Source organism: Streptomyces sp. ACA25, from assembly GCF_028200735.1.
Classification (GTDB): Bacteria; Actinomycetota; Actinomycetes; order Streptomycetales; family Streptomycetaceae; genus Streptomyces.
Window position 1 is genome coordinate 83,268 of record NZ_JAQKPV010000005.1, and the last position, 22,647, is coordinate 105,914.

Consider the following 22,647-nt stretch of genomic DNA (forward strand, 5'->3'; position numbering starts at 1 on the left):
GACGCTTCCGGCGCGGCGCGGCGGCGGAGGACCACCCGGCCGCGGGCTCCCGCGCGCGGCTCCGTGGGGCCGTCAGCGCAGGTCGCGCAGGTATGCGGCCAGTGCCGTGACGGCTGCCGGGTTCCGTGGACTTTCGACCAGGTCGACGTAATTGAGCACGAAAACACGGTCGTGCTTGATCGCCGAGACCTCCGACAGCGGGCCGTAGGACTTCAGGAACTTCTCCTTCTGGGCGGCTGTCGTGGCGCCGTAGTCGTTGATCACGATGACCTCCGGGTCGCGCTCCACGACGGTCTCCCAGCCGACGGTGACCCAGGAGTCCGCCAGGTCCGCCATCACATGGTCACCGCCCGCCCTGGTGATGATGTCGTGCGGGCCGGCGTAGCGGCCCGAGGTCAGCGGCTTGTCCCGGCCGTCGTCGTAGAGGAAGACCCGTGGCCGGTCGGAACCGCTGGGCGCCAGGGCCTGGGCCTCCTCGACCTCCTGCCGGAACTCCGCGATCAGCTCGGCGGCACGGTCCTCGACGTCGAAGACCGTGCCGAGGGCGGCCAGGTCGGTGTAGAGGGCCTCCAGCGGCGGCATCACCCCGCGTGCCGACCCCTCGCCGGTGCGGCAGGACTCGGTCAGCACCCAGGAGCCGATGCCGAGCTCCCGCAGCGCGTCCGGGGTGACCCCGGTGGTCTCGCCGAAGCCGTAGTTCCAGCCCGCGAACACCAGGTCCGCTCCGGCGTCCAGGATGAGCTCCTTGCTGATCCGGTCCTTCGCCAGCCATTCCGTCTTCTCGTAGCCGTCGCCCCAGGGCACGTCGGTGCTGCTCGCCCGGTCGTCGGGCAGCACGGCGTATCCCACCATGTGGTCGGTGAGTCCGAGGGCGAACATGATCTCGGTGATGCCGGCGTCGTTGGTGAGCACCCGCTCGGGGGCGCGGTCGAACGTCAGCTCCTCGCCGCAGTTCTCGACGGTCACCGGGTAGTGACCGGACGGGCCGGGGCCGGCCGTCTCTTCCGCCGCGATCTCGGCGCCGCAGCCGGTGGCGGCCGTGGCGGTGAGCGCGAGAGCGAGTGCCAGGGCCGTCCCGGGGCGGACCGCCGGCCGGCCGTGGCGGGGGGCGGCCCGGCCGGATCGGGTCCGGGGTGTGCGGGTGCGCATGGGGCTCCTTCAGGGGTGTCAGGGGGACAGCCGGTCGAACAGCAGTTGCACGGCCCCGGATTCGGGGTGCCGGACCCGGTGGGCCCGGACGCCGAAGACCTCGGCCAGCAGTTCCGGGGTGAGGACCTCGTGCGGGGTGCCGGAGGCGACGATGCGCCCGGCGGCGATCACGTACAGCTCGTCGCAGTGCACCGCGGCGAGGTTCAGGTCGTGCAGCGCGGTGAGGACCGTCAGCCCGCTGCCGCGCACCAGGGCGAGCACCTCCAGCTGCTGGGCGATGTCCAGGTGGTTCGTCGGCTCGTCGAGCACCAGCACCCGGGGTTCCTGGGCGAGGGCGCGGGCGATCAGCACCCGTTGCTTCTCACCGCCGGACAGCGACCCGAAGCTGCGTCCTGCGAGGTGCGCGGCGCCCACCCGCTCCAGCGCCGCGGCACAGGCGGAGCGGTCCGCGGCCCCGACGCGGGCGGTGGCCGGCTGATGCGGGATGCGGCCCATGGCGACCAGCTCGGCGACGGTGAAGCCGACGTCGGCCTGCGTCTCCTGCGGCAGTGCGGCCAGCCGGCGGGCCCCCTCCCGGTGGCTCATCGTGTACAGGTCGTCCCCGTCGAGGCGGACCGTCCCGGACCGGGGACGGCAGGCCCGGTAGACGCAGCGCAGCAGGCTGGACTTGCCGCTGCCGTTCGGGCCGACCAGGCCGACCAGCCGTCCGCTGCCGACGTGCAGGGACACGTCCCGGACCAGCCGGGTGCCGGCCACCTCGACCGAGAGGTGATCGATCTCGACGCGCATCAGGCGCCCCCGAAGGAGTAACCGCGGCGCCGCATCAGGAGCAGGAAGCAGGGCACGCCGATGACCGCCGTCAGCACGCCGACCGGCAGTTCGGCGGGGGCGAGCAGCATCCGCGAACCGATGTCCACCCACACCATCAGCACCGCCCCGGCCAGCGGCGCGACCACCAGCACCCGCCGGTGGTCGGCGCCCACGAGCATCCGCACGGCGTGCGGCACCATCAGCCCGACGAAGCCGATCGCACCGCTGACCGCGACCACGGCACCGGTGACGCCCGCCGCGACGACGAAGAGCTCCTTGCGGAGCCGGCCGGCGTCCACTCCCAGGGCGGCGGCGGTCTCGTCACCCATCGCCAGGGCGTTGAGCCGGCGGGCGGACAGCAGGAGGTGGCACAGGCCGGCGGTCACCGCTCCGGCGGCGATCGGGACCGAGGCCCAGGTCGCGCCCCCGAGGCTGCCGAGCAGCCACATCATCGCGGAGCGGGCCGCTTCGCCCCGGTGGGAGCTGAACACCATGAGGGTGGTGAGGGCGGAGAATCCGTAGTACATGGCGGTTCCGGTCAGCACCAGCCGCAGCGGGGTGAGGCCCTGCGGGGTGCGGGCGGCCCCGTACACCAGCAGCATGGCGAGCATCGCCGAGCAGAACGCGGCGGTGGACAGCGCCCACACGCCGAGTCCGGCGAAGGCCCCGAACAGCAGCACGGCGTTGGCGCCCACGGCCGCGCCCGAGGAGATGCCGAGCACGAAGGGGTCGGCCAGCGCGTTGCGCACCATCGCCTGCACCGCCACCCCGGTCGCGGCCAGCCCCGCACCCACGACGGCGGCGAGCACCGCGCGGGGGAAGCGGATTTCCCAGACGATGGTGTAGGCGGCTGCCCGGTCGGCCGGTACCGATCCGCCGGTCAGCCCCGACCAGAGCAGCCGGAGCGCGGTCTGCCAGGTGAGGCCGCCGGCGGCCCCCACGGCGACCGCGCACAGCAGGGACAGCAGGAGCGCGGCGGTGAGGGCGACGAGCAGGGGCGCCACCGGCACCCGCCGGGGTGGTGCGGGCGCGCCGGAGGCGGCGGGGGGAGCAGTGCGTCGGACCGGGGTGGCGATGGCCGCGGCCGCCTTCGGGTCGGGCCGTGGAGACACCGTGCGAAAGCAGCCCGGGACGGCTGGCGTCCGGTCGGCTTCCCCTCGCAGTCCACGGCGAGTTGTACAGGAGCACACGCCACCGCGGGTAATCGGGCTCGCGGAGCCGTGGCTCCGCCCACCGTTGCGGGTCAGCGCCGGAATTGGACCGGACTTCCCCCGCGAGGCACCGGCAGCCTAGCCCGCCCGGCACGCAGGCCGCCGGTGGGTGCCCTTGTTCGTGGCCGGATTCACACCGCACCGCCGGTGCTCTCCGGCCGGGCGCCCGGCAAAGGTGCGGCGCGCCGGTGGCCGCGTGCCGCATGCTGGGGCGTGGCAGCACGGCCGTCCGGCAGGCGGCCCGGCGGAGACGCGGGGCAGCCGGGGCGGCCGGTCGGGCACGAGGATGAGTGGAGCAGTGGATGGATCTCGGACTGTCGGGTCGGGTCTACGTCGTGACCGGGGGCAGCAAGGGGCTGGGGTTCGCGACGGCGGCGGCCCTGGCCGGTGACGGCGCCCGGGTGGTGCTGTCCTCCCGGAACCCGGACCACGTGGCGGCGGCGGTCGAGCGGCTCGGAGGTGCGCCCGGGGTGGTCGGGGTCCCCGCCGACCTGGCCGCCCCGGAGACGGCGCAGCGGCTGGCGGACGCGGCGCACGAGCACTTCGGACGCCTGGACGGGGCACTGATCTCGGTGGGCGGCCCGCCGCCCGGCACCGCGGCGAGTGTCAGCGACGAGCAGTGGCGCAGCGCTTTCGAGAGTGTCTTCCTGGGCGCGGTCCGGGGTGTCCGGACCTTGGCCGGCCGGCTCTCCGGGGACGCCGCGATCGGGATGGTGCTGTCCTCCTCGGTGCGGTCACCGATCACCGGCCTGGGGATCTCCAACGGTCTGCGGCCCGGCCTGGCGATGGTGGCCAAGGACATGGCGGACGAGTTCGGGCCCCGTGGGGTCCGGGTGTTCGGTCTGCTTCCGGGCCGTATCGCCACCGGCCGGATGCGGCAGCTCGACGAGGCGGACCCGTCGGGCCGGGAGCGCGCGGTGGAGGCGATCCCGCTCCGCCGGTACGGCGACCCGGAGGAGTTCGGCCGTACGGCGGCCTTTCTGCTGTCACCGGCCGCCGGGTACGTCACCGGCTCGGTGGTCGCGGTGGACGGCGGTGCGCTCCGGGCCCTGTGAGGGTGCGCCGGCCCGCCCGGGACGGGCGGCGCGGGGGAGGGCGCCCGGGCGGGAGGCGGGCCGGGAGCGCCGTCCCGGAGCGGGCCCGGGCGGGGGCCGGGGGGCTCAGCGGAAGAAGGCGATGCCGTCGTCCGGCAGGTCCTTCACGTCCTTGGCCCACTCGCGGGGGTCGACGACGCGCTTGAGCTGGGCCGACATGTACGGCCGGAGCGGAGCCTCGGGGGTGGACTTCTCGCCCACCCACATCAGGTCGCTGTTGACGTAGCCGTAGAGCCGCTTGCCGCCGGAGTACGGGGGGGCGGCCGCGGTGCGGGCGACAGCGTCGGTGACGAGGTCGATCTGCGGCTTGCCGTCGGCGAGTTCGCCGTACCAGATTTCGACGACGCCCTGGTCGCGGGTCATCACGATCTCGATCTTGCGTTCTCTGGCCCGCCAGTAACCGTGCTCCGACTCCAGCGGGTTGAGCTTCCGGCCCGCGCTGTCCAGCCGCCAGGTGTGCGAGGCGTACTCGAGGAAGTCCCGGCCGTCGTGCGAGAAGGAAACCTCCTGCCCGAAGTTGCACTGGCCCTCGCCCGGGAGGTCCGCGACTCCGGCGCCTTCCCAGTTGCCGAGCAGGAAGACGAGGGGCACGAGGTCCGGGTGCAGGTCGGACGGAATCTCGATCATGAGGCTCAGCCGTCAATCGGGGTAGAGATGAGGGGACAGTGGGGGGTCAGCGCTGGCCCTGGTACAGCTTCTTCACGACCAGGCCGGTGAATGCCGCGGTACCGACGCCGACCAGAACCATCAGGGTAATAAAGAATGCCTCAAGCACGGGGGCGCTCCTTGAGCGAGCAGAGGGTTGCGGGCCGGGGCCGAGTCTAGTCGCCGGGAGTCGGTGCGGCGGTGTGGGGTACACCGCACGGGCAGCCCTGAATCCAGCATGAGTGACTGTTTTGTGACCGGTATCAGTGAACGCGGAAGCAGGCTGCCGCGTCTAACTGCGGAGAAAGGGTGTGATCATGACTTGTCCTAACTGTGGAGGCCCGATGCAGCAAGGTCCGAACGGTGAGTGGATCTGCCCGAACTGCGGAGCCAGCCGGTGATCCCGGGTTGCCCGTCAGCCCAGTAGCTGGGCTTGCAGCATGACTGTTTGGTGGAACGGCACCTCGGCCGCGTTGTCCGGATGCGACTGGATGACGAGGCCGAGGGTGTCTCCGGCCCGGAAGTACGCGTACCGGGTGTGGTCCTTCCCCGGGTCCGGTGCGGAGTCGCGCACGGTGGTCTCCACCCCGCCGATCCTGCGGGCGTTCCGGGGCCACTCCTCGTCAACCCGGCCGTCGGGTGCGGCCGTGAGCCGGATCCGGTCCCGGTGGCCGCCGAGACTTTCGTGGAAGAACGTGTCGGTCACCGCCCCGGTGGTGAAGCGCACCAGGTAGATCTCGGTGCGGGTGCGGTCCGGCATGGTCCAGCCGCGGGCGGTGATGTGCCGCAGCGGGTGCGTCACCAGGGCGTCGGCGATCCCTTCGCGGGATTCCTCGGCGTAGAGGGCGGCGAAGTCCTCCGGTTCGAGCCAGGCGCCGTCCGGCAGCGCGTCGAGCGGTTCGGCGTCCTCGGGGGCGGGCAGGAGCAACTCCCGCAGATCCGCGTGATGCACCTGACCCGGGTTGCCCTGGGCGAAGGCCCGGGGCGCTCCCTCGGGCAGTGCGGGCAGCCCGAATTCGGGGTAGTCCCAGCGGCCGTCGTGCTCGGTGGCCAGTCCGGGGAGGCTGGTGCGTTCGGCCTGGGTCAGCGCGTGGGCGACGCCCGCACCGGATCCCGCGAAGAGCACCGCGGCCACGCTCCACCGGGCCGCGGCCCGCACCCAACGGCGGTGCGGGAAAGCCGGTTTCACAGGAGGGGCCGTGGCCGGCCCCCAGTGCGCCGGCCACGGCGATGCCGGTGGCACCGGTGGCACCGGCGGCAGGGCCGGCACCGGTGGCGCCGTGGGCATGGCCGGCTCCGGCGCTCCGGACGGCCGGTCCGGGGACGCGGGTCGGAGGGGCTCACTCATATCGCCATTCCCGGAGAGGTGAGGTGGTCGAGCTGGTTCTCGAGGAGGGTGGTGACCGCGTGCAGCGGGAACGGCGTCAGCCCGTAGGCCTCGACGACGATGTGGTGCTCACCGCGCGTCGCGGTGCACAGCATCCGGTCCAGCCCGGTGCCGTGCTCCGCCATGTCCGGGTAGTGGGAGGGGTCGCGCCCCACGAAACGCACCAGGTCCTCCCCCTGCGGCGGGAAGAAGCAGCGTGCCTCGTCGTGTCCGTCCAGCCGTGGCCCGTCCCGGAACAGCTCCATGGTCTCGTAACCGTCCCGCAGCCCACGGTGCATGGTCTCCGCGTCCGTGTCCGCTCCGTACCGGGTGAGGGACACGTCGACGACGAACTCACTGCTCCGATGCTCGTAGGAGCGGAACGCCCGCCCTTCCGGCCGCAGCTTGTCGATGGTGTCGAGAATCTCGACGCGCAGGCGCCGCGGCCACTGGGCGACGCTGTCCTTGAGCTGCTCGCCGGCCTCCTCGCCGGAGATCTCCCCGTCCCTGCCGTAGCGGCCGATGTCGGGCCCCAGCCGGTACGGCGGCTCGGCGGGGAGGAGCAGCTTGCTCAGCTCACTGTCGCTGCGTCCGCGCAGCAGCCCGGCGCTGTCGTCCTCGGCGTACTTCTCGGCGAGCAGGCTGCTGCCGAGTTCGGTGGGGGAGGCGCGGTCGGCGCCGTCCACGGTGTTCTTGGTGTACAGGGCTCCCCCGCCGGTCAGTCCGAGGACGAGGAGGGCCGCGAGCGCGGTCGGGACCACCCGTTTCACAGGCGCTCCAGCTGCTGCTCGGCCAGGTCCACGAGGAAGGCGGCGGGATCCTCGTCGTAACTCAGCATCCAGATGTCCATGACCACGTCACCACGCTGGGCGAGGGCCCGGCCGTGGTACTCCGTGTAGGGGAGGTAACCCGGTTCCTCGAAGGTCTCGTGCCACCGGTAGGTCCAGGCGTTCACTTCGCCCGGCAGCGCTGTGCCCCGGCGCCCTTCCCCGTGCATGCTGTCCCGCCCGTTTCCCAGGTACTGGGGGGCCACGACGTTGGCCTCCTCGCGGAACTGGATGAGTTTCACGAGGACGGACCGGCCGTCCTGGTCGTTCCAGCTGACGACCGCCACCCGGCGGACCTCCCGCTCGAGGTTCCAGAAGAACGCCTCCGCGGGCTCGACGAAGTTCGCGCTGAACTCACCGAGGTCCATCCAGCCGTTGGCACCCTGCGGGATGTCCCAGTCCGTGGCGCCCTCCGGGGCGCCGACCAGCAGTTCACGCAGGTCACCGTCGGCTCCGGCCCAGCGGTCCGCGTCCTCGGGCAGCGGAGCCGGCTGTGCCTGCCCGGAAAGCGCTTCTCCGGGGTCGGCGAGGCCGGTCCGGGCCAGCGGGGGGAGAGGGGTGGGGTCGCGGTCGGCCTGGACCGTGTATCCCACGGCGGTGCCGCCGGTGATGCCGAGGAGCAGGGCGGTCGCGAGCAGCGCCGTCGTGCGTCCCCAGCGGCGCGGAGGGCGGCCCGGCGGTGCCACCTCCTGGGGCGGGGGCACGGCGAAGACCCCCGCCGAGGGCTGCGGGGGAGGCGGCGGAGGCGCCGGGTGCATCAACGAACACTCCTTGGGTTCCGTGTGCCCGGCCAGACCGCCGAAGGCAGACGTTGGTTGCCTCGCGGAGGATCACGATCGGGTACCGCCCTGAGCCCCGGACGGGACGAGGGCCGCGCCCCGGACCTTTCGTCCGGGGCGCGGCCCTCGTGTGTTCTGCGCGGCCCTTCCCTCCCCGCCGGCCCGCTGGGGCCCGCTCCGCGGGGGCTTCGGACCGTCAGCCGTCAGACGGCGATGGAGACCTCTGCCAGACCGCCCTGCTGGGCGACCACCTGACGCTCAGCCGTGCCGCCGGGCACCAGCGCCCGGACGGTCCAGGTGCCCTCGGCCGCGTAGAAGCGGAACTGGCCGGTGGCGGAGGTCGGGACCTCCGCGGTGAACTCGCCGGTGCTGTCCAGCAGCCGTACGTAGCCGGTCACCGGCTCGCCGTCGCGGGTGACGGATCCCTGGATGGTCGTCTCGCCGGCCTTGATGGTGGAGGCGTCCGGGCCGCCTGCCTGTGCTCCGCACATGGAGTGTCCTTAAGGGCTGAAGGAGGGGAGGGGTGTGGGGCGGAGTTACTTCGCCGGGCCGGTCTCGACGGGAACGCCGATGAGCGAGCCGTACTCGGTCCACGAGCCGTCGTAGTTCTTGACGTTCTCCTGGCCGAGCAGCTCGTGCAGCACGAACCAGGAGTGGGCCGAACGCTCACCGATACGGCAGTAGGCGATGGTGTCCTTGGCCAGGTCCACTCCCTCGCCCTCGTACAGCTCCTTCAGCTCCTCGTCCGAGCGGAAGGTGCCGTCGTCGTTGGCCGACTTGGACCACGGGATGTTCCGGGCGCTCGGCACGTGGCCGGCGACCTGGGACTGCTCCTGCGGCAGGTGGGCCGGGGCCAGCAGCTTGCCGGAGAACTCGTCGGGGGAGCGGACGTCCACCAGGTTCTTGGCGCCGATCGCCGCCACGACCTCGTCGCGGAAGGCCCGGATCGAGGTGTCCTGCGGCTTGGCCCGGTACTCGGTGGCCGGCCGGCTGGGGACCTCGGCGACCAGGTCGCGGGAGTCGAGCTCCCACTTCTTCCGGCCGCCGTCCAGCAGCCGGACATCGCCGTGGCCGTAGAGCTTGAAGTACCAGTAGGCGTAGGCCGCGAACCAGTTGTTGTTGCCGCCGTACAGCACAACGGTGTCGTCGTTGCCGATGCCCTTGGCGGAGAGCAGCTTCTCGAAGCCCGCCTGGTCGATGAAGTCGCGGCGGACCGGGTCCTGGAGGTCCTTCTTCCAGTCGATCCGGACCGCGTTGCGGATGTGGTTCTTCTCGTAGGCCGAGGTGTCCTCGTCGACCTCCACGATGACGACCTTGGGGTCGTCGAGGTGGTCCTGGACCCAGTCTGCGTCCACCAGGACGTCGCTGCGGCTCATGCTGTTCTCCTTCAACTGCGTGGGTGCGAGGGTGCGTGGGTGCGGGAGTGCGGAGTGCGGCCCGTGCGGTGGCCCCGGGCACGGCGGCGGATGCGCAACGCTGCGCCGGAGCGGAGGCGAAAAAGAGAGGGGAAGGCCGTCAGGCGGCGGGGCGACAGAGCATGGCGGCGACGCGGCAGAGGTCGACCGCCCGTCGCTTCGTGAGGCCCCCGGTCGGGACGCCCATAGCCTGTCGCATCATGCCGCGATCGTACGGAGCGACAGGCCGCACTGTCACCGGCGTTCCGGATGGTGAGACGCTGGTGACTACTATGTGGGAATCATTCGGCTGAACGGGTGGCTCCGACCCCTCCGCAGCCCGTTCCGCTCCAGGAATCTGCCCGGTCCGGTGCAGCTGTCTCAGCAGCCGGACAGGGAGCGGGGCCCGGGGCCGCTCCGGGCCGGCCGCGGTGGCGTCAGCCGAGGTTCCCGGTCAGGCGCACGTCGGTGCCCTCCACGGTCAGCTCCAGGCCGTCGTCGGTGGCCCGGGCCTCGGACAGGGCCAGGCCGCTCGGCAGGCCGGCGAGCTCCCGCTCCCGGTCGATGCGCTCCCGCAGGGTGCTCTCGATCCCGGGGATGCTCCCCAGCACGGGCAGCTCCTCCAGCGAGGGGATGTCGCCGACCTGCATCTGCACGATGTTGCCGTCCACCGCGATGTCGCTGGTCAGAGCGGGGCCGACGGCCCGGTCCAGCACGGTGATCCGGATCTCCACCTGGTTGCCCTCCCCGGGGCCGAACTGGAGGCCGAAACCGCCTTCGGTCCCCGCCAGGGCCGACAGCTCCGCGTAGCTCATCAGGCCGCTGCCGGTGGCGCGGGTGGCCACGGCGTCGGAGTAGTTGTTCTCCAGCCGCACGTCGTACAGCTCGACGTCCAGGCCGTCCAACGTGGCCTGCTCACCGTCGATCTCGACCTCGAAACCGTTCAGGTCGAGATCGACGCGTTCAAGCTCCTTGCCCACCACCTGGGTCAGGAAGGGGAATCCCTTGATGGACACCCCCGGCTCCGCATGGAGGTCGAGACCGCTGTGGGCCTTCGACGCGACCTCGCCCTCGGCGAAGCGCACGGCCAGCCGGTCGGCGGCCACCGCCAGCCCTCCGAGGATGACAAGCAGGATCAGGCCTATTCGCAGGGCACGCATGTGGTCCGTTTCCCCCCAGGGTGATCGGCGGCGTGCCGCGAGCGTAACGCGGCCTGAGCCGCCCGGGCCGTCCGGCCCGGTGCTTGCAGCAGTGCCGTTACACGGCCCCGGTCACCGCCACGGCCCCGGTCACAGCAGCCAGGCCAGCAGGTGGGCGGCGGGCGCGGCGGCCGTCAGCGGCAGCGCGACGCCCGCGGTGAAGTGCACGAAACGGGAAGGGAAGTCGTAGGAGGCGACCCGCAGCCCGATCAGGGCGCAGACGCCGCCCGCCAGCCCCAGCAGCACCCCGGCCGGGAGGGAGAGCTCCTCCCTCAGGACCCCTGCGGCTGCCCCGACCGCCGCGGCGACCGCCCAGGCGACCACGGGGGACAGGTAGGGCTGCCGCAGCACGGCACGGACCAGCGTCGCGGCAGCCACCGCGGCCGCCGTCACCACCACGGCCGCCACCGACTGCGCACCCGCGGCCAGGAAACCCGCGGCCAGCACGGTCAACACGGTGGCGGCGGCCGTCGCGGTCAGCGAGTCCAGCCGCTCGTCGGCCGAGCCGTGGTGCCGCAGCTGGAGCAGCACGATCACCAGGAACCAGACCGCGAGGGTGCCGATCAGAGCACTCATCGCCCGGTCCGCAGGAGCGGCGAGCAGCGCGATGTCCGCCGTCAGCCCGGCGGCGAACGCCGCCGCGATCCCCTGCCGGGCCGGCCACATGCCGTTCAGCCGGAACCAGCCGGCCGCGGTCACCGCCTGGAGCACGATCACGGCCGGCAGCAGAGCCCACTGGCCCAGTACCGCGGCACCGGCGATCAGCACGGCCAGCGCGGCCGTCAGCGCCCCGGGCTGCATCCCCGGAGGAACAACCGGGGACGCGGCCCGGTGCCGGGGAACGCCGGAGGCGGCCGGGGGCGCGGGGGACGCTCCGGCGTGCTGCGGAGTGGTGGGGTCGCTCATCGTGCGCCTCCGGCAAACGGCGGAAGGACATCGACGGTGCCGCCCTCGGGGAGCGCGACCGTGTCATGACTGCGGGAGCCGACCTGTCGCTCGTCCACCAGGAAGGAGCAGCGCTCCAGCACCCGGCCGAACTCGCCGGTGTGCCGTGTGCGGGCGGTGGCCAGCGCTTCGGCGAGCGTTCCGGCCTCGTAGGTCTCCTCAGCCGTCCCGGCGGCGGCTTTGGCCGCCGCCCAGTATCGGATCGTGCCGCTCGCCATCGGTTCCTCCTGCTGTGACAGCCCTGTGCACCCATGATGGCGCCTCCGGGGACCTCCCCTGCGCGCGGGAGGGAGAAAGGCCCCCATCCATCGGCCGCATGACAGCAGAATGACGGGAGTGTGACCTACGCCCTGCGCGCCGGGCGTGCACTCCGCTATGCTTTCTCGACGTAAGGATCCGGGCGATGACGCCATACCCGGGTCCTTTTGTGCTTTCTGGGCAGAGCCGCTCGAACCGTCCCCCGGCCAGGACTGTGGAAGGAACGCCCCTGATGAGTTCGCTGCTTCTGTTGACCAACGCACTCCAACCCTCCTCTCAGGTCCTCCCCGCTCTCGAGCTCCTCCTGCACAACGTGCGGGTGGTGCCTGCCGAGGGCCCCGCCCTGGTGGACGCCCCGAGCGCCGACGTCATCCTCATCGACGGCCGCAAGGACCTGCCGCAGATCCGTTCGCTCTGTCAGCTGCTGCGTTCCACCGGGCCCGGCTGCCCGCTCATGCTGATCGTCACCGAGGGGGGACTGGCCGCCGTCACCGCCGACTGGGGCGTGGACGACGTCGTGCTCGACACGGCGGGGCCGGCCGAGGTCGAGGCCCGGCTGCGGCTGGCCGGCGGCCGCCACCAGCTCAGCTCGGACGACAGCCCCATGGAGATCCGCAACGGCGACCTCTCCGTCGACGAGGCGACCTACAGCGCCCGGGTCAAGGGCCGGGTCCTCGACCTGACCTTCAAGGAGTTCGAACTCCTCAAGTACCTGGCCCAGCACCCCGGGCGGGTTTTCACCCGCGCGCAGCTGCTCCAGGAGGTCTGGGGCTACGACTACTTCGGCGGCACGCGCACCGTGGACGTCCATGTCCGGCGGCTGCGGGCCAAGCTGGGGCCCGAGCACGAGGCGCTGATCGGCACCGTGCGCAATGTCGGCTACCGCTTCGTCACGCCGGAGAAGGGTGACAAGTCCCCGGAGCAGGCCCACGCCCGCGCCGTCACCCGGGAGGCGGAGCAGCTGGTGCAGCAGGCCGCGCGGCAGAACCGCAATCCTCGCGCGTAGACTGCGCGCGTGGCCAAGGTGACGCGGGACGACGTGGCGCGACTGGCGGGTACGTCCACCGCGGTGGTCAGCTATGTCGTCAACAACGGCCCCCGCCCGGTGGCGGCTGCCACCCGGGAACGGGTGCTCGCCGCGATCAAGGAGCTGGGATACCGCCCCGACCGGGTCGCGCAGGCGATGGCCTCCCAGCGCACCGACCTGATAGGCCTGATCCTGCCCGACGCCCGGCAGCCCTTCTTCGCCGAAATGGCGCACGCCGTGGAGCAGGCCGCCGCCGAGCGCGGGAAGATGGTGCTCGTCGGCAACTCCGACTACCTCGACGAGCGCGAGGTGCACTACCTGCGGGCCTTTCTCGGCATGCGGGTCTCCGGGCTCATCCTGGTCAGCCAGGGCCCCAGCGAGCACGCCGCGTCCGAGATCGAGGCATGGGACGCCCGGGTGGTGCTGCTGCACCGGCGGCCGGACGCCATCGACGACGTCGCGGTGGTCCTGGACGATGTGGGCGGCGCGCAGCTCGCCACCCGGCACCTGCTGGAGCACGGCCCCGCGTATGTCGCCTGCCTCGGCGGCGTGGAGACCACCCCGGAGTCCGGTGACCCGGTCACCGACCACGTCACCGGGTGGCGGCGGGCGATGGCCGAGGCGGGGATCAGCACCGTGGGCCGGCTGTTCCAGGCCCCCTACAACCGCTACGACGCGTACCGGGTGGCGCTCGACCTGCTGGCCGGGCCCGACCGCCCGCCGGCTCTGGTCTGCGCCACCGACGACCAGGCCATCGGCGTGCTGCGGGCGGCCCGGGAGCTCCGGATCGACGTTCCCGGCGAGCTCGCGGTCGCCGGTTTCGACGACGTGAAGGAAGCGGCGCTCACCGACCCGCCGCTGACGACCGTGGCCTCGGACCGGGTGGCGATGGCCCGCGAGGCGGTGCGCCTCGCGGTGGGCGAGCCGGCCGAGGACGGCAACGGCGACCGCGTGCAGCAGTTCCCGGTCACCCTGCGGATCCGCCGCTCCTGCGGCTGCCCCACCGCTTCCTGACCACCGCCCCTTGACCGCCGCTCGCTCCGCGCGGCCGGGCGGAGCGAGCAGCTCGGCCGGGCGGAGAGGTCAGCCGTTGCGGAACGAGCCGGTGTGCTCCTCGGTGCGGGTCGTGTAGGCGCTGCACACGAGGAGCATCGTCTCGGAGCCCGGGTTCATGATGGCCGGCTCGTCGGTGACGTCGTACCGCGGGTTGCCCTGCTCGTTGTAGCCGACCCCGAAGTACTCCGCGAAGTGGGCCTCACAGCGTTCCTGCCGGGCTTCCGCGACCGCCCTGAGGTCGTCGGCGCCCCCGAGGTCGAACTCCTCGTCGATCCCGACGACCTCGAAGACGTGCGGTTCGCTGCAATGGCGCGGGTCGTGGTCCACCTTGCCGGCGCGTCCCCAGCAGTCACCGACCGTCAGATCGGTGCTCGTGTCGCCGAATTCGAAGTCGTAGTCGCCCAGGTCGAAGTCCTCGAAGTCCTCGAGGTCGCCGAGGTCCAGGTCGTCGAGGTCCAGGTCCAGATCGTCCAGGCCGAGGTCGTCGAGGTCCAGATCGTCCAGGCCGGTCTCGACGGACTCCGGGACCTCCGGGGGCGCGACGGCCTGGTCGCTGTCGTTGGAGCATGCGGCCAGGCCGAAGCCCAGGGCCAGTGCGGCCGTCACGGCGGCAGTGCGGGGCATTCGGGTGAGTCGCATGGTCTTCTTATAGCCCATCGGTCTGCGGAGTGGCACGTTCCCGGTCCCGGACCGGTTGCCCCGGTCCGCTTCCTGCAGATTTCCGCCGTCGTGGAACCGGCCCCGCACCTTCCCGTTCGGTCGTGGCGGTCGCCCGCCTCGCCTGACCGTCGCGCACCACCCGCCGTGCGAGGGCGGGCAGCTCTGCGTGACGGACAGCCTCGTTCGGGTGAACCGGTCCGGTGGACCTTCCCCGTCCCCGCGCGGCATGCTGGGCTTGGTGCCGCACCGATCGAGGAGACCGCCATGAGCGCACTCACCGTCGAACACCAGCAGGGCAACGGCTACGGCTGGCAGGATCTCCTCCGGATCTGGGAGGCGACAGACGCGCCTGAGGGTTGCCGGGTGGAGATCATTGAGGGGATCGTCACCGTGGCACCGCCGCCGTCCAAAGAGCACAACCTCATGGCCCACAAGCTGCAGAAGCAGCTGTACCCGGCGATTCCGGACGGCTGGGGGATTTACCAGACCCTAGGGCTGACGGTCCCCTCCCGTAACGGCCTCTACATCCCGGACCTGGTCGTTCTGCCCGAGGCCGCCCTTTCCGGGCCGGGATACCAAGTCCCCGCTGACGAGGCGGAATTGGTCGTGGAGATCACCTCTCCCGGGAACGGAGGCCAGGACCGCGTCAGCAAGCCCGCCGGGTATGCCGCGGCTGGAGTGCCGCTGTACCTGCTGGTGGACGGCTGGGCTCCCGGCGGGCCGACGGTCACGCTCTACGGTCAGCCGAACGGTGACGTCTACCGGACGCTCCGGGCGGTCACGTTCGGAGAGGACGTGCCGCTGCCGGAGCCTTTCGGTATCAGCCTCGACACCAGCGGGTTTCCCGCCGCCTGAACGGCCGGATCCCGGGGACCGGTAGCGCCGTCACGGAACCGGCCCCGTACCTTCCCGTTCGCGGGACAATGCGTCCGGGTGTTCCCCGGCACTCCCTTGCATACGGCTTGGCCGTCCGGGTACCGGGCAGCGGTGAAGATTAGCTTCCTCGTCCACAACATGTACGGGATCGGCGGCACGGTCGTGGCGGTCGCCCATCTCGCCGCCGGGCTCAGCGAGCACCACGAGGTGGAGATCGCCAGCGTCTACCGCCGGGCCGACACCCCTGGGATCGCGCTGGACCCCCGGGTGCGCGTGGTGCCGCTCATCGACGCGCGCGGCGGGCTGTGGAAGCACCTGCGGCCGTCGGCCAGGAAGCCCAGCCGGATGTTCCACGACCCCGGCCCGGCCAACAGCCCGCTGCCGCCCACCCGGCTCGCGGATCAGCGCATCAAGCGGTACCTGCGCCGCACCGACGCCGACGTCGTCATCGCCACCCGGCCCTTCCTCGTCGGGCACCTGGCCCGGCACGGCTCGGACCGTTACCTGCGCATCGGGCAGGAGCACCGCACCCTCGACTCGCACAACCCCGAGCTGCGCGAGGAGTGCCTGGCCGCCGTGCAGCACCTGGACGCGTACGTCACGGTCAGCGAGGCCGACGCGGAGCAGTGGCGGGCGGCGCTGCCGGAGCGCCCCACCACCCGGGTGCTGAGCATCCCCAACGCCGTGCCCGCCCCGTCCGCCCGCCCCTCCACCGGAGACTCAAAGACGGTCGTGGCCGCAGGCCGCTTCATCCCGATCAAACGGTACGACCGGCTCATCGAGGCCTTCGCCAAGGTCGCCGCCGAACGCCCCGACTGGCAGCTGCGCATCTACGGCCGGGGCCGGCACGAGAAACGGTACCGGCGGCAGATCGAGCGGCTCGGCCTCTACGACCGGGTCCGGCTCATGGGCGCCGTCTCCCCGATCGAGACGGAGTGGGCAAAGGGGGCGATCGCGGCGGTCGCCTCCGACGGGGAGTCGTTCGGGATGACCCTCGTCGAGGCGATGCGCTGCGGCGTGCCGGTGGTATCCACCGACTGCCCGTACGGCCCGGGCGAGATCATCTCCCACGGCCGCAACGGGGTGCTGGTCCCGCTGGAGGGCGGGAGTGACGCGTTCGCGGACGCGCTGCTCCGGCTCATCGACGACCCGGAGCAGCGGCAGCGGCTCGGCGCCGAAGGGCTGAGCCGTGGCGCGGACTACGACCCCGCCCGCATCGCCGGGCGCTGGACAGGGCTGCTGGCGGAGCTGGCCGAAGCGCGCGCCCCGCAAGGACGCCGGCCCTGGCCCGGGCTCACCCCCGCGCCCGCCTTCCACACCGGCCCCCGGCTCGAAGGGCTGCTGCGGCGACAGCCGATGGACCGTACCGACGACCGGCCGTCCGTCCCGGCCCGCGCGGTGGTCACCCCCGACGGTTCGCTGACCGTCGAGCTGGCCGCAGCGAGCCTGCCGCCCGGCGAGCTGGAGCTGGTCGGCCGGCGGCGCCGGGCCGCGGAGGACGGGAGCTTCCGGCTCCCGGTCCCCGCCCCTCCGCCGGACCCGGGAGCGGGCGGCGCCGACCCGTGGGTCCGGGTCACCGTTCCGCGTACCGGGCGGGTGCTCCCGGAAGGACGCTGGGACTTCGCCCTGGAAAGCCGCGGGACCGACGGCGGCCTGGCGCAGGACCCCCGGCTCCAGGTGCAACTCGTCGACTCCGCGGCGCTGATGACCCTGCCCCCGGCCGTGGACGAGCACGGTGTCGCCACCCGGATCCCCTACCGCACCGAGGAGGGCGGGCTGGCCCTGCGCACCTGGCTGCGCCCCGCGCACGCGGAGGCCGAGCAGGTGGTGACCGGCGAGCGGACCGTCACCGTCACCGCCGCCCTGTACGGCGCCACGGGCGAACCGGTCGCCGCGCTCGCCCGGTCACGCACCGGCGGGGACATCGGCCTGCCGCTGCGTCCGCTGGGCGATGGGCGGGTGGAGGTCACCCTGCCGTACGCCGCGCTGACGGCCCGGCTCGCCGGGGAGGACGACAGCTGGGAGCTGCGGCTGCGTGCGGAGACCGGCCGCGCGACGGTGCCCATCGGCCGGATCGCCGGCGACTGGCCCGACCGCAGACGCACCGACCGCTTCCCCGCCGTCACCATGGACCGCGAGGGGGCGGCCCCGGTCCGGGTCCGGCCGCACTTCACCGCCCGCCACGACCTGACCGTCACCGCCACCGAGGTCCGCCCTTCCTGACCTGGGTGCGGGCGGTGGGTGGCGCGGGGCGGTGCGGCGGCGGGCCGCGTGTGGCGCCTTTCCACGTCATTGCGGGCCCTTTCGACGTGGAAAGGCGCACTGCCACGGCCGGGCGGTCGTCGAGCCCGGCGCAGGTGCGGCAACCACGTCGGTCCGGCTCGACCTAGACTCCGGCGCATGGTTCGAGAGGCGTATCTGCAATGGGCCGCCGCCGCTGCCGACATCATCGGGTCGCCCTCCGTGGCGGCTGCTTGGGACGAGCCGAGCGTCCTCCCCGGGTATCACGTCGGCGGTCTCTGCGGTCACCTCGCGCGCAACATTGTGCTGGTGGAGCCGGTGCTTGCGCAGCCGTCCGCCGGGGCCCGCCCCGTCCCCCTCCTTGAGCACTACACGGGCGACGACTGGGTTGATGCCGACCCGCAGAGCGATCAGCATGCGGCCATCCGCAGCAGGGGCGAGGAGGCAGCGGCAGACGGACCCGAAGCCCTCGCCGAACGCGTCGCAGCCGCCGTCCGGCGACTGAGCGAGGTGCTCCCCGCAGAGCCGAAGGACCGGGTCGTCGACCTGCCCGGTATGTGGAGCCTGACCCTTGACGACTATCTTCTGACCCGGCTGGTCGAAGTAGTGGTGCACAGTGATGATCTGGCGGTGAGCGTCGGTGCCCCCACCCCCGATCTGCCACCCGCGCATTCCGAGGAGGTCATCGGCCTGCTCGCACGGCTCGCGGTGCGACGGCACGGCCCGACGGCCGTTATCCGTACGCTCAGCCGAGCGGAGCGGGCGCCAGGAAGCGTCTCCGCCTTTTAGACGTACGTCCCGGTCGCTCCCCTGCTGCTCACACCTTTCCGGAAGTGCTGCCCGCACAGCCCCAGGGGGCCGGTTCACCGCTCAGGCTGCCGGGTGGACGCGCCAGGGGCGGGTGGTGGTCTGGGTGTACGTATGGGGGTGGACGTGGCGGGCGGCGTGCTGGAGCTGCCAGTCCTGGATGGTGCCGAACTCGACGCTGGTGTGGGACTTCGCGCCGCACACGTCACAGGACAGCCGGTAGGTGGCAGGGGCGGCATCGGGCGCGGTGTCGGGTTCGCTGACCCAGCGCAGGGTGCGCAACGTGGTTCGGGGGCGGCGGAGCATGACGGCCTGTCTTTCGGTGCGGGGGTACCGGCAGATGCTGCGTGGGAAGCACCGGCGGGGGAAGAGCGACGGGACCGGGCGACGGTGACCGGGGCCGGGGCGGAAGCGGTGCGGGAACACCGGTGGGGGAGGGGCGACGGGACCCGGCGACGGTGACCGGGTGCCGGGGGCGGTCTCCCGGCTGAGGGGGTCCCGTCCCGTCGGGGCGCATTTCCACGTCCTCCGGGCCCGTCTCGACGTGGAAATGCGCCCGCTGATGCGGAGGGGGCTCGTCGGCTCACGCCTGGCCCGGTTCCTGGAGCGGCGTGGGGTACTGGGGGAGGGGACGCAGGGAGAGCTCCCAGAGGCAGTCGTCCCCGGCGCAGCTGTAGATGACCGCTTGGCCGGCCAGCAGCAGGTGGTGGGTACGGGCGGTGGCCACGTCGTGGGCCCAGGCCAGGAACCGGGCGGCGGTCCCCGGGTCCTCGGGACCGAGGCTGGCCGCGATCTGCGTGGCACGTTCCCCCGCCCACTGCCGCGCCTCCCCGGCCTCGGTGGAGAAGCGGTCGCCCAGGTGGAACATGCACGGCTCGGGGGTCCCGCAGTAGGCGACGGCCTCGACCCGGTACGCGGCGGGCGGGCTGTTCACCGGCCCTCCCGCGCGACGTCGGTACCGGCACCGGTGCTTGGGTCGGCTTCGGCAGCGGCGCCGGCCCTGGCGTCAGCACCGGCCTCGGCACTGGGGTCGGCTTCACCACCTGCGTCAGCACCGGTGGTGAAGGGGACGGTGAACCACACCCCTTTGCCCCCGGGCACGAGGGTGTAGCCCATGGCGCCCGTCATCTCGCGCAGCAGCCACAGCCCTCGCCCTTCCTCCGCGTCACCGCCCGGCACTAGCACTGCCGGTACCTGCGGGGACCCGTCGTACACCTCGACCAGGACGCCCTGTCCGTCCTGCCGCACTTTCAGCAGACACCGCCGGTCCGGTACGTGCTTGCAGACGTTCGACAGCAACTCGGAGACGCCCAGCCGTGCCACCTCCACCGCCGCCGGATCTCCGCCCCACGCCCGCACGGTCGCCCCGACCACCCGGCGCCACCTCGCGATGTCCCGCGCCTGAGCGACTATGGCCCACGAAGTCTCTCCGTGCTCGGTGACCGGTGCAGTGAACGCCATGACAACCTCCAGCGAAGAATGAGGCGCCACCCCCGTTCGAGCAGCGCAGAGATGACGCCCCGTCACGCCGCAGCCATCACGGGCCACACGACGCGGGCCGATGACCCGGCCCCGAGCCGGGTCGCCCACACCACCGCCCGCTCCACCGACTCCAGCCGCAGTACGAGCAGGCCGTCCTCCCCGACCAGGTGCACGTGACCGTCCGGGTACGCCATCCCCCAGGCAGCCACGCATGCGTCCCACTCGCCGTCCCCGTCGACGGCCTCCAGGACCACCGCGAACACCCGAGGCGCGGTCTCCACCACCAACTCCCTTACCTCCCGGTCGAACCCGGGCGGGACGGGAGTGTGGTTCTGCGGGGATACGGTGGTCATGGCGATCTCCCAACACGCAGCGGAGTTGACTGACTACGGGAATACCGTAGCCTTTGCCACTGGAATCCATGCCATTTAGTCGTCAGTACGGTGAAGTCAGACCGGTTCGAGTGCACGCCAGTGCAGCTGTTCGATAAGGGGAGCGAGGCACGATGCCGCCCAACACTGTTCCGCCGACGGTGCGCCAACGGCGCCTGGGTACGGAGTTGCGCAGGCTTCGCGAGAAGGCTGAGCTCACAGCCACTCAGGCAGGCGCGATGCTCGGTGGCAATCAGGCACGGATCAGCAACACCGAGGCCGGCCGCTACGCCGTGAGTGCGGAGCGGGTCAGGGCTATGGCCCACGCCTACGAGTGCAGTGACCAGCAACTCATCGAGGCACTCGTCCGCATGACCGGTGGCAGGACCCGGGGTTGGTGGGAGGACTACCGCGACATCCTCCCGGCAGGGTGGCTGGACCTGCCTGAGCTGGAACACCATGCGAAGGCCATCCGCATCGGCTCGGTGATCCACATGCCCGGACTGCTCCAGACCCGCGACCACGCCCGCGCGGTCTTTGACGAGGGAGTGCCACCCCTCACACCACCGGAGGTGGAGCACCGGGTTTCCCACCGGATCAAGCGCCAAACGGTGATTTACTCAGCACAGCCGACGCCGCTGACCGCAATCGTCCATGAGGCCGCACTTCGGATGGGTTTCGGCGGCCCGGCAGTCGCCCGTGCACAGCTGGAGCACCTGCTCGTGATGAGCGAGCGTGAGCACATCACCCTCCTGGTGATCCCGTTCGGCGCCGGGGCCTTCCCCAGTTCGGGGCATGGCATCGTCTACTTCGATGCAGAGGTGCCGTCGCTGGGTACTGTCCAACTGGACACTGACCACGGCTCGATGTTCGTCGACACCGAGCCGCAACTCGTCAAGTACCGAACGGTGCTGGACCGAATGGAGGCATGTGCCCTGCCGCCATCGGAGTCACGGGATCTGATCGAACGCATTGCTCAGACCACTTGAGAGGAAAGCATGACCACCCACAACTGGCAGAAGTCCTCCTTCAGCGCTGACGCAGCCAACTGCCTCAACGTCGCAACCACCGCTGGTGGGGGGACTCTCTTCCGCGAGAGCGACGACCCCGACACCGTCCTCGCCACCACTCCGACCCGCCTCGCCGCTCTTCTCGCCGGCGTGAAGAGCGGCGCCATACCGCTCAACAGCAGCCACACAGCGTAGTATTCCGCTTCTCTTCTCGCCGAGTCGCTGACCGGTGACTTCGAGCCCGAGCTCGTCAAAGCGGCAGAACGTATGCATGTCAGCGTGGGCGAAGCGGGCCTCAGGGATAGCGTCGTGCAACGTCGAGCTCTTCCGGATGGGCTTGGTGCAGGAACCCCCGTCCTCGGGAGACCTCGACGCCTACCCGGCCACCGGCGCGGGGTGAGCTGCCACCGCCGGTGTGACACAAGTTCCTGACGGCTGATGATCTGAAGTCTTCCAGGTGAGGGCGAATCGTCCTGCTTCGGCCTCGGTCGCGCGAAGGTGACCGGGGCCGGGCCTCGAACGGTGGCTTCGGTCGTGGCTTGTGAGCCGTTCAGCTCTGGGGCATTCAGCGGCTGATGTCGTCCAGCTCGGTCAAGTCCTCATGGGAGAGGGAGAGTCCCGCGCCGGCGATGTTTTCGCGCAGGTGTGCCGTCGATGACGTGCCGGGGATGAGCAGGATGTTCGGTGATCGCTGCAGCAGCCAGGCCAGTGCGACGGACATCTGTGTCGCCTCCCATCGAGCGGCGACCGCCGAGAGCGCCGAGGACTGAAGCGGGGTAAAGCCCCCGAGGGGGAAGAAGGGCACGTACGCGATGCCGTCGGTGGCGAGCCGGTCGATGAGCTTGTCGTCGTGGCGGTGAGCGAGGTTGTACATGTTCTGCACGCACACGATCGGCGCGATGCTCTGTGCCTCGGTGACCTGCTCCTCGGTGGCGTTGCTGATCCCGAGGTGGCGGATCAGGCCCTGCTGCTGAAGTTCGACGAGCGTCTCGAACGCCTCTGCGAGCGAGCCGGGCTGGGGACCTTCGGCGTTGCCGAGTCGGAGGTTGACCAGGTCGAGTACGTCGAGCCGGAGGGACTTGAGGTTGTCGTGGACCTGGCGGCGCAGATCTTCGGGTCGCCGGGCTGTAGGCCAGCCACCCTGTTCGTCGCGGGTCGCGCCCACCTTGGTCACGATGTGCAGCGACTCGGGATAGGGGTGCAGTGCCTCGCGGATCAACTCGTTGGTGACCCGCGGCCCGTAGGCGTCGCTGGTGTCGATGTGGGTGATACCGACGTCAACTGCTTCACGCAGAACGGCCAGAGCACCCTCGCGATCGGCGGGCGGCCCCATGACCCACGGGCCGGCCAGTTGCATGGCGCCGTAACCGAACCGGGTGACGGTCAGGTCACCCGGAGTCCAGGTGCCGCCGGGAAGAGAGAGGGAGGGTGTGCTCATCT

Annotated in this window: 29 protein-coding genes and 1 pseudogene; 10 read left to right on the forward strand and 20 right to left on the reverse strand. The window is 71.7% G+C overall.

Features of this window, described 5'->3' with window-relative positions; genetic code table 11:
- Positions 1-72 precede the first annotated feature (72 nt).
- From PJ985_RS10300 to PJ985_RS10310, 3 genes are read right to left on the reverse strand one after another with little or no spacing between them, the layout of a single operon-like run.
- A complete protein-coding gene (locus PJ985_RS10300) occupies positions 73-1,149 on the reverse strand; it encodes an ABC transporter substrate-binding protein (RefSeq protein WP_271683342.1) in 1,077 nt (358 codons plus the stop codon).
- 18 nt (positions 1,150-1,167) lie between these two features.
- The gene (locus tag PJ985_RS10305; RefSeq protein ID WP_271683343.1) at positions 1,168-1,938 is read right to left on the reverse strand and encodes an ABC transporter ATP-binding protein; all 771 of its coding nucleotides are present in this window, start codon (positions 1,936-1,938) and stop codon (positions 1,168-1,170) included.
- The gene (locus tag PJ985_RS10310; RefSeq protein WP_443033463.1) at positions 1,938-3,035 is read right to left on the reverse strand and encodes a FecCD family ABC transporter permease; all 1,098 of its coding nucleotides are present in this window, start codon (positions 3,033-3,035) and stop codon (positions 1,938-1,940) included. The genes PJ985_RS10305 and PJ985_RS10310 overlap by 1 nt, the downstream gene beginning before the upstream one ends.
- A gap of 437 nt (positions 3,036-3,472) precedes the next feature.
- Here PJ985_RS10310 and PJ985_RS10315 point away from each other — a divergent pair, with 437 nt between their 5' ends.
- Positions 3,473-4,225: an SDR family oxidoreductase gene (locus PJ985_RS10315; RefSeq protein WP_271683344.1), complete on the forward strand. Its 753-nt coding sequence runs from the start codon at positions 3,473-3,475 to the stop codon at positions 4,223-4,225.
- 105 nt (positions 4,226-4,330) lie between these two features.
- On the opposite strand, the gene PJ985_RS10320 is transcribed toward PJ985_RS10315, so the two are convergent.
- Positions 4,331-4,891 carry an FABP family protein gene (locus tag PJ985_RS10320; RefSeq protein WP_271683345.1) on the reverse strand — a complete coding sequence of 187 codons (561 nt, stop codon included), beginning with the start codon at positions 4,889-4,891 and terminating at the stop codon, positions 4,331-4,333.
- Between the two features lie 335 nt (positions 4,892-5,226).
- Here PJ985_RS10320 and PJ985_RS23445 point away from each other — a divergent pair, with 335 nt between their 5' ends.
- Complete coding sequence (locus PJ985_RS23445; protein WP_443033464.1) at positions 5,227-5,310, forward strand: Sjogren's syndrome/scleroderma autoantigen 1 family protein; 84 nt, start codon at positions 5,227-5,229, stop codon at positions 5,308-5,310.
- 14 nt (positions 5,311-5,324) lie between these two features.
- Here the strand turns inward: PJ985_RS23445 and PJ985_RS10325 are convergent, their stop codons facing one another.
- The 9 genes from PJ985_RS10325 to PJ985_RS10360 form a co-directional block, all read right to left on the reverse strand.
- Positions 5,325-6,044 carry a hypothetical protein gene (locus PJ985_RS10325; RefSeq protein WP_271683346.1) on the reverse strand — a complete coding sequence of 240 codons (720 nt, stop codon included), beginning with the start codon at positions 6,042-6,044 and terminating at the stop codon, positions 5,325-5,327.
- Positions 6,045-6,253: 209 nt separating this feature from the next.
- Complete coding sequence (locus PJ985_RS10330; protein ID WP_271683347.1) at positions 6,254-7,045, reverse strand: hypothetical protein; 792 nt, start codon at positions 7,043-7,045, stop codon at positions 6,254-6,256.
- A complete protein-coding gene (locus PJ985_RS10335; protein WP_271683348.1) occupies positions 7,042-7,860 on the reverse strand; it encodes a hypothetical protein in 819 nt (272 codons plus the stop codon). The genes PJ985_RS10330 and PJ985_RS10335 overlap by 4 nt, the downstream gene beginning before the upstream one ends.
- Positions 7,861-8,084: 224 nt before the next feature.
- A complete protein-coding gene (locus PJ985_RS10340) occupies positions 8,085-8,372 on the reverse strand; it encodes a DUF1416 domain-containing protein (protein WP_271683349.1) in 288 nt (95 codons plus the stop codon).
- A gap of 45 nt (positions 8,373-8,417) precedes the next feature.
- Positions 8,418-9,257, reverse strand: coding sequence for a sulfurtransferase (locus PJ985_RS10345; RefSeq protein ID WP_271683350.1), 840 nt, complete (start codon positions 9,255-9,257; stop codon positions 8,418-8,420).
- Between the two features lie 139 nt (positions 9,258-9,396).
- Positions 9,397-9,498 (reverse strand): Ms5788A family Cys-rich leader peptide, encoded by a 102-nt coding sequence (locus PJ985_RS23325; RefSeq protein ID WP_333909842.1) that lies wholly within the window; start codon positions 9,496-9,498, stop codon positions 9,397-9,399.
- Positions 9,499-9,712: 214 nt separating this feature from the next.
- Positions 9,713-10,435 (reverse strand): LmeA family phospholipid-binding protein, encoded by a 723-nt coding sequence (locus PJ985_RS10350; RefSeq protein ID WP_271683351.1) that lies wholly within the window; start codon positions 10,433-10,435, stop codon positions 9,713-9,715.
- 129 nt (positions 10,436-10,564) lie between these two features.
- Positions 10,565-11,380 carry a hypothetical protein gene (locus tag PJ985_RS10355; protein WP_271683352.1) on the reverse strand — a complete coding sequence of 272 codons (816 nt, stop codon included), beginning with the start codon at positions 11,378-11,380 and terminating at the stop codon, positions 10,565-10,567.
- Positions 11,377-11,637, reverse strand: a complete 261-nt coding sequence (locus PJ985_RS10360; RefSeq protein WP_271683353.1) for a MoaD/ThiS family protein — start codon at positions 11,635-11,637, stop codon at positions 11,377-11,379. Before PJ985_RS10360 ends, PJ985_RS10355 begins: the two co-directional genes overlap by 4 nt.
- A gap of 272 nt (positions 11,638-11,909) precedes the next feature.
- Here PJ985_RS10360 and PJ985_RS10365 point away from each other — a divergent pair, with 272 nt between their 5' ends.
- Both PJ985_RS10365 and PJ985_RS10370 read left to right on the forward strand, forming a co-directional pair.
- The gene (locus tag PJ985_RS10365; protein WP_271683354.1) at positions 11,910-12,683 is read left to right on the forward strand and encodes a winged helix-turn-helix transcriptional regulator; all 774 of its coding nucleotides are present in this window, start codon (positions 11,910-11,912) and stop codon (positions 12,681-12,683) included.
- Positions 12,684-12,692: 9 nt separating this feature from the next.
- On the forward strand, positions 12,693-13,718 hold the full coding sequence (locus PJ985_RS10370; RefSeq protein WP_271683355.1) for a LacI family DNA-binding transcriptional regulator: 1,026 nt from the start codon (positions 12,693-12,695) through the stop codon (positions 13,716-13,718).
- A 69-nt stretch (positions 13,719-13,787) separates the two neighbouring features.
- Here the strand turns inward: PJ985_RS10370 and PJ985_RS10375 are convergent, their stop codons facing one another.
- Positions 13,788-14,399 carry a hypothetical protein gene (locus tag PJ985_RS10375; RefSeq protein WP_271683356.1) on the reverse strand — a complete coding sequence of 204 codons (612 nt, stop codon included), beginning with the start codon at positions 14,397-14,399 and terminating at the stop codon, positions 13,788-13,790.
- 285 nt (positions 14,400-14,684) lie between these two features.
- Here PJ985_RS10375 and PJ985_RS10380 point away from each other — a divergent pair, with 285 nt between their 5' ends.
- The 3 genes from PJ985_RS10380 (at position 14,685) to PJ985_RS10390 (ending at position 18,326) form a co-directional block, all read left to right on the forward strand.
- A complete protein-coding gene (locus PJ985_RS10380; RefSeq protein ID WP_271683357.1) occupies positions 14,685-15,275 on the forward strand; it encodes a Uma2 family endonuclease in 591 nt (196 codons plus the stop codon).
- Between the two features lie 132 nt (positions 15,276-15,407).
- Positions 15,408-17,519, forward strand: a complete 2,112-nt coding sequence (locus tag PJ985_RS10385; protein WP_271683358.1) for a glycosyltransferase family 4 protein — start codon at positions 15,408-15,410, stop codon at positions 17,517-17,519.
- Between the two features lie 177 nt (positions 17,520-17,696).
- Positions 17,697-18,326, forward strand: coding sequence for a maleylpyruvate isomerase N-terminal domain-containing protein (locus PJ985_RS10390; protein ID WP_271683359.1), 630 nt, complete (start codon positions 17,697-17,699; stop codon positions 18,324-18,326).
- A gap of 81 nt (positions 18,327-18,407) precedes the next feature.
- Here PJ985_RS10390 and PJ985_RS10395 read toward each other — a convergent pair whose 3' ends face one another.
- From PJ985_RS10395 to PJ985_RS10410, 4 genes are all read right to left on the reverse strand, one after another.
- Positions 18,408-18,650: a DUF7848 domain-containing protein gene (locus PJ985_RS10395; protein WP_271683360.1), complete on the reverse strand. Its 243-nt coding sequence runs from the start codon at positions 18,648-18,650 to the stop codon at positions 18,408-18,410.
- Between the two features lie 277 nt (positions 18,651-18,927).
- On the reverse strand, positions 18,928-19,278 hold the full coding sequence (locus PJ985_RS10400) for a hypothetical protein (protein WP_271683361.1): 351 nt from the start codon (positions 19,276-19,278) through the stop codon (positions 18,928-18,930).
- Complete coding sequence (locus PJ985_RS10405; RefSeq protein WP_271683362.1) at positions 19,275-19,805, reverse strand: ATP-binding protein; 531 nt, start codon at positions 19,803-19,805, stop codon at positions 19,275-19,277. The genes PJ985_RS10400 and PJ985_RS10405 overlap by 4 nt, the downstream gene beginning before the upstream one ends.
- 62 nt (positions 19,806-19,867) lie before the next feature.
- Positions 19,868-20,179: a hypothetical protein gene (locus tag PJ985_RS10410; protein ID WP_271683363.1), complete on the reverse strand. Its 312-nt coding sequence runs from the start codon at positions 20,177-20,179 to the stop codon at positions 19,868-19,870.
- 152 nt (positions 20,180-20,331) lie between these two features.
- Between PJ985_RS10410 and PJ985_RS10415 the strand changes: the two genes are divergently transcribed.
- On the forward strand, positions 20,332-21,186 hold the full coding sequence (locus PJ985_RS10415; protein ID WP_271683364.1) for a helix-turn-helix domain-containing protein: 855 nt from the start codon (positions 20,332-20,334) through the stop codon (positions 21,184-21,186).
- A 9-nt stretch (positions 21,187-21,195) separates the two neighbouring features.
- Positions 21,196-21,402, forward strand: coding sequence for a DUF397 domain-containing protein (locus PJ985_RS10420; RefSeq protein WP_271683365.1), 207 nt, complete (start codon positions 21,196-21,198; stop codon positions 21,400-21,402).
- Here PJ985_RS10420 and PJ985_RS23450 read toward each other — a convergent pair.
- Positions 21,379-21,522: pseudogene (locus PJ985_RS23450) on the reverse strand (ISL3 family transposase); the annotation flags it as partial. The gene PJ985_RS10420 and the pseudogene PJ985_RS23450 overlap by 24 nt on opposite strands.
- Between PJ985_RS23450 and PJ985_RS10425 the strand changes: the two are divergent.
- Positions 21,479-21,607 carry a hypothetical protein gene (locus tag PJ985_RS10425; protein ID WP_271683366.1) on the forward strand — a complete coding sequence of 43 codons (129 nt, stop codon included), beginning with the start codon at positions 21,479-21,481 and terminating at the stop codon, positions 21,605-21,607. The pseudogene PJ985_RS23450 and the gene PJ985_RS10425 sit on opposite strands and share 44 nt — an antisense overlap.
- 165 nt (positions 21,608-21,772) lie before the next feature.
- Here the strand turns inward: PJ985_RS10425 and PJ985_RS10430 are convergent, their stop codons facing one another.
- Positions 21,773-22,645, reverse strand: a complete 873-nt coding sequence (locus PJ985_RS10430; protein ID WP_271683367.1) for an aldo/keto reductase family oxidoreductase — start codon at positions 22,643-22,645, stop codon at positions 21,773-21,775.
- Positions 22,646-22,647 lie beyond the last annotated feature (2 nt).

Coding starts and splice junctions, on each gene's coding strand:
- PJ985_RS10365 (WP_271683354.1), top strand. CDS start 11,910: ATGAGTTCGCTGCTTCTGTTGACCAACGCACTCCAACCCTCCTCTCAG.
- PJ985_RS10335 (WP_271683348.1), bottom strand. CDS start 7,860: ATGCACCCGGCGCCTCCGCCGCCTCCCCCGCAGCCCTCGGCGGGGGTC.
- PJ985_RS10390 (WP_271683359.1), top strand. CDS start 17,697: ATGGTTCGAGAGGCGTATCTGCAATGGGCCGCCGCCGCTGCCGACATC.
- PJ985_RS10315 (WP_271683344.1), top strand. CDS start 3,473: ATGGATCTCGGACTGTCGGGTCGGGTCTACGTCGTGACCGGGGGCAGC.
- PJ985_RS10340 (WP_271683349.1), bottom strand. CDS start 8,372: ATGTGCGGAGCACAGGCAGGCGGCCCGGACGCCTCCACCATCAAGGCC.
- PJ985_RS10350 (WP_271683351.1), bottom strand. CDS start 10,435: ATGCGTGCCCTGCGAATAGGCCTGATCCTGCTTGTCATCCTCGGAGGG.
- PJ985_RS10425 (WP_271683366.1), top strand. CDS start 21,479: ATGTCAGCGTGGGCGAAGCGGGCCTCAGGGATAGCGTCGTGCAACGTC.
- PJ985_RS10420 (WP_271683365.1), top strand. CDS start 21,196: ATGACCACCCACAACTGGCAGAAGTCCTCCTTCAGCGCTGACGCAGCC.
- PJ985_RS10345 (WP_271683350.1), bottom strand. CDS start 9,257: ATGAGCCGCAGCGACGTCCTGGTGGACGCAGACTGGGTCCAGGACCAC.
- PJ985_RS23325 (WP_333909842.1), bottom strand. CDS start 9,498: ATGATGCGACAGGCTATGGGCGTCCCGACCGGGGGCCTCACGAAGCGA.
- PJ985_RS10355 (WP_271683352.1), bottom strand. CDS start 11,380: ATGAGCGACCCCACCACTCCGCAGCACGCCGGAGCGTCCCCCGCGCCC.
- PJ985_RS10360 (WP_271683353.1), bottom strand. CDS start 11,637: ATGGCGAGCGGCACGATCCGATACTGGGCGGCGGCCAAAGCCGCCGCC.
- PJ985_RS10410 (WP_271683363.1), bottom strand. CDS start 20,179: ATGACCACCGTATCCCCGCAGAACCACACTCCCGTCCCGCCCGGGTTC.
- PJ985_RS10380 (WP_271683357.1), top strand. CDS start 14,685: ATGAGCGCACTCACCGTCGAACACCAGCAGGGCAACGGCTACGGCTGG.
- PJ985_RS23445 (WP_443033464.1), top strand. CDS start 5,227: ATGACTTGTCCTAACTGTGGAGGCCCGATGCAGCAAGGTCCGAACGGT.
- PJ985_RS10300 (WP_271683342.1), bottom strand. CDS start 1,149: ATGCGCACCCGCACACCCCGGACCCGATCCGGCCGGGCCGCCCCCCGC.
- PJ985_RS10375 (WP_271683356.1), bottom strand. CDS start 14,399: ATGCGACTCACCCGAATGCCCCGCACTGCCGCCGTGACGGCCGCACTG.
- PJ985_RS10415 (WP_271683364.1), top strand. CDS start 20,332: ATGCCGCCCAACACTGTTCCGCCGACGGTGCGCCAACGGCGCCTGGGT.
- PJ985_RS10405 (WP_271683362.1), bottom strand. CDS start 19,805: ATGGCGTTCACTGCACCGGTCACCGAGCACGGAGAGACTTCGTGGGCC.
- PJ985_RS10430 (WP_271683367.1), bottom strand. CDS start 22,645: ATGAGCACACCCTCCCTCTCTCTTCCCGGCGGCACCTGGACTCCGGGT.
- PJ985_RS10395 (WP_271683360.1), bottom strand. CDS start 18,650: ATGCTCCGCCGCCCCCGAACCACGTTGCGCACCCTGCGCTGGGTCAGC.
- PJ985_RS10305 (WP_271683343.1), bottom strand. CDS start 1,938: ATGCGCGTCGAGATCGATCACCTCTCGGTCGAGGTGGCCGGCACCCGG.
- PJ985_RS10320 (WP_271683345.1), bottom strand. CDS start 4,891: ATGATCGAGATTCCGTCCGACCTGCACCCGGACCTCGTGCCCCTCGTC.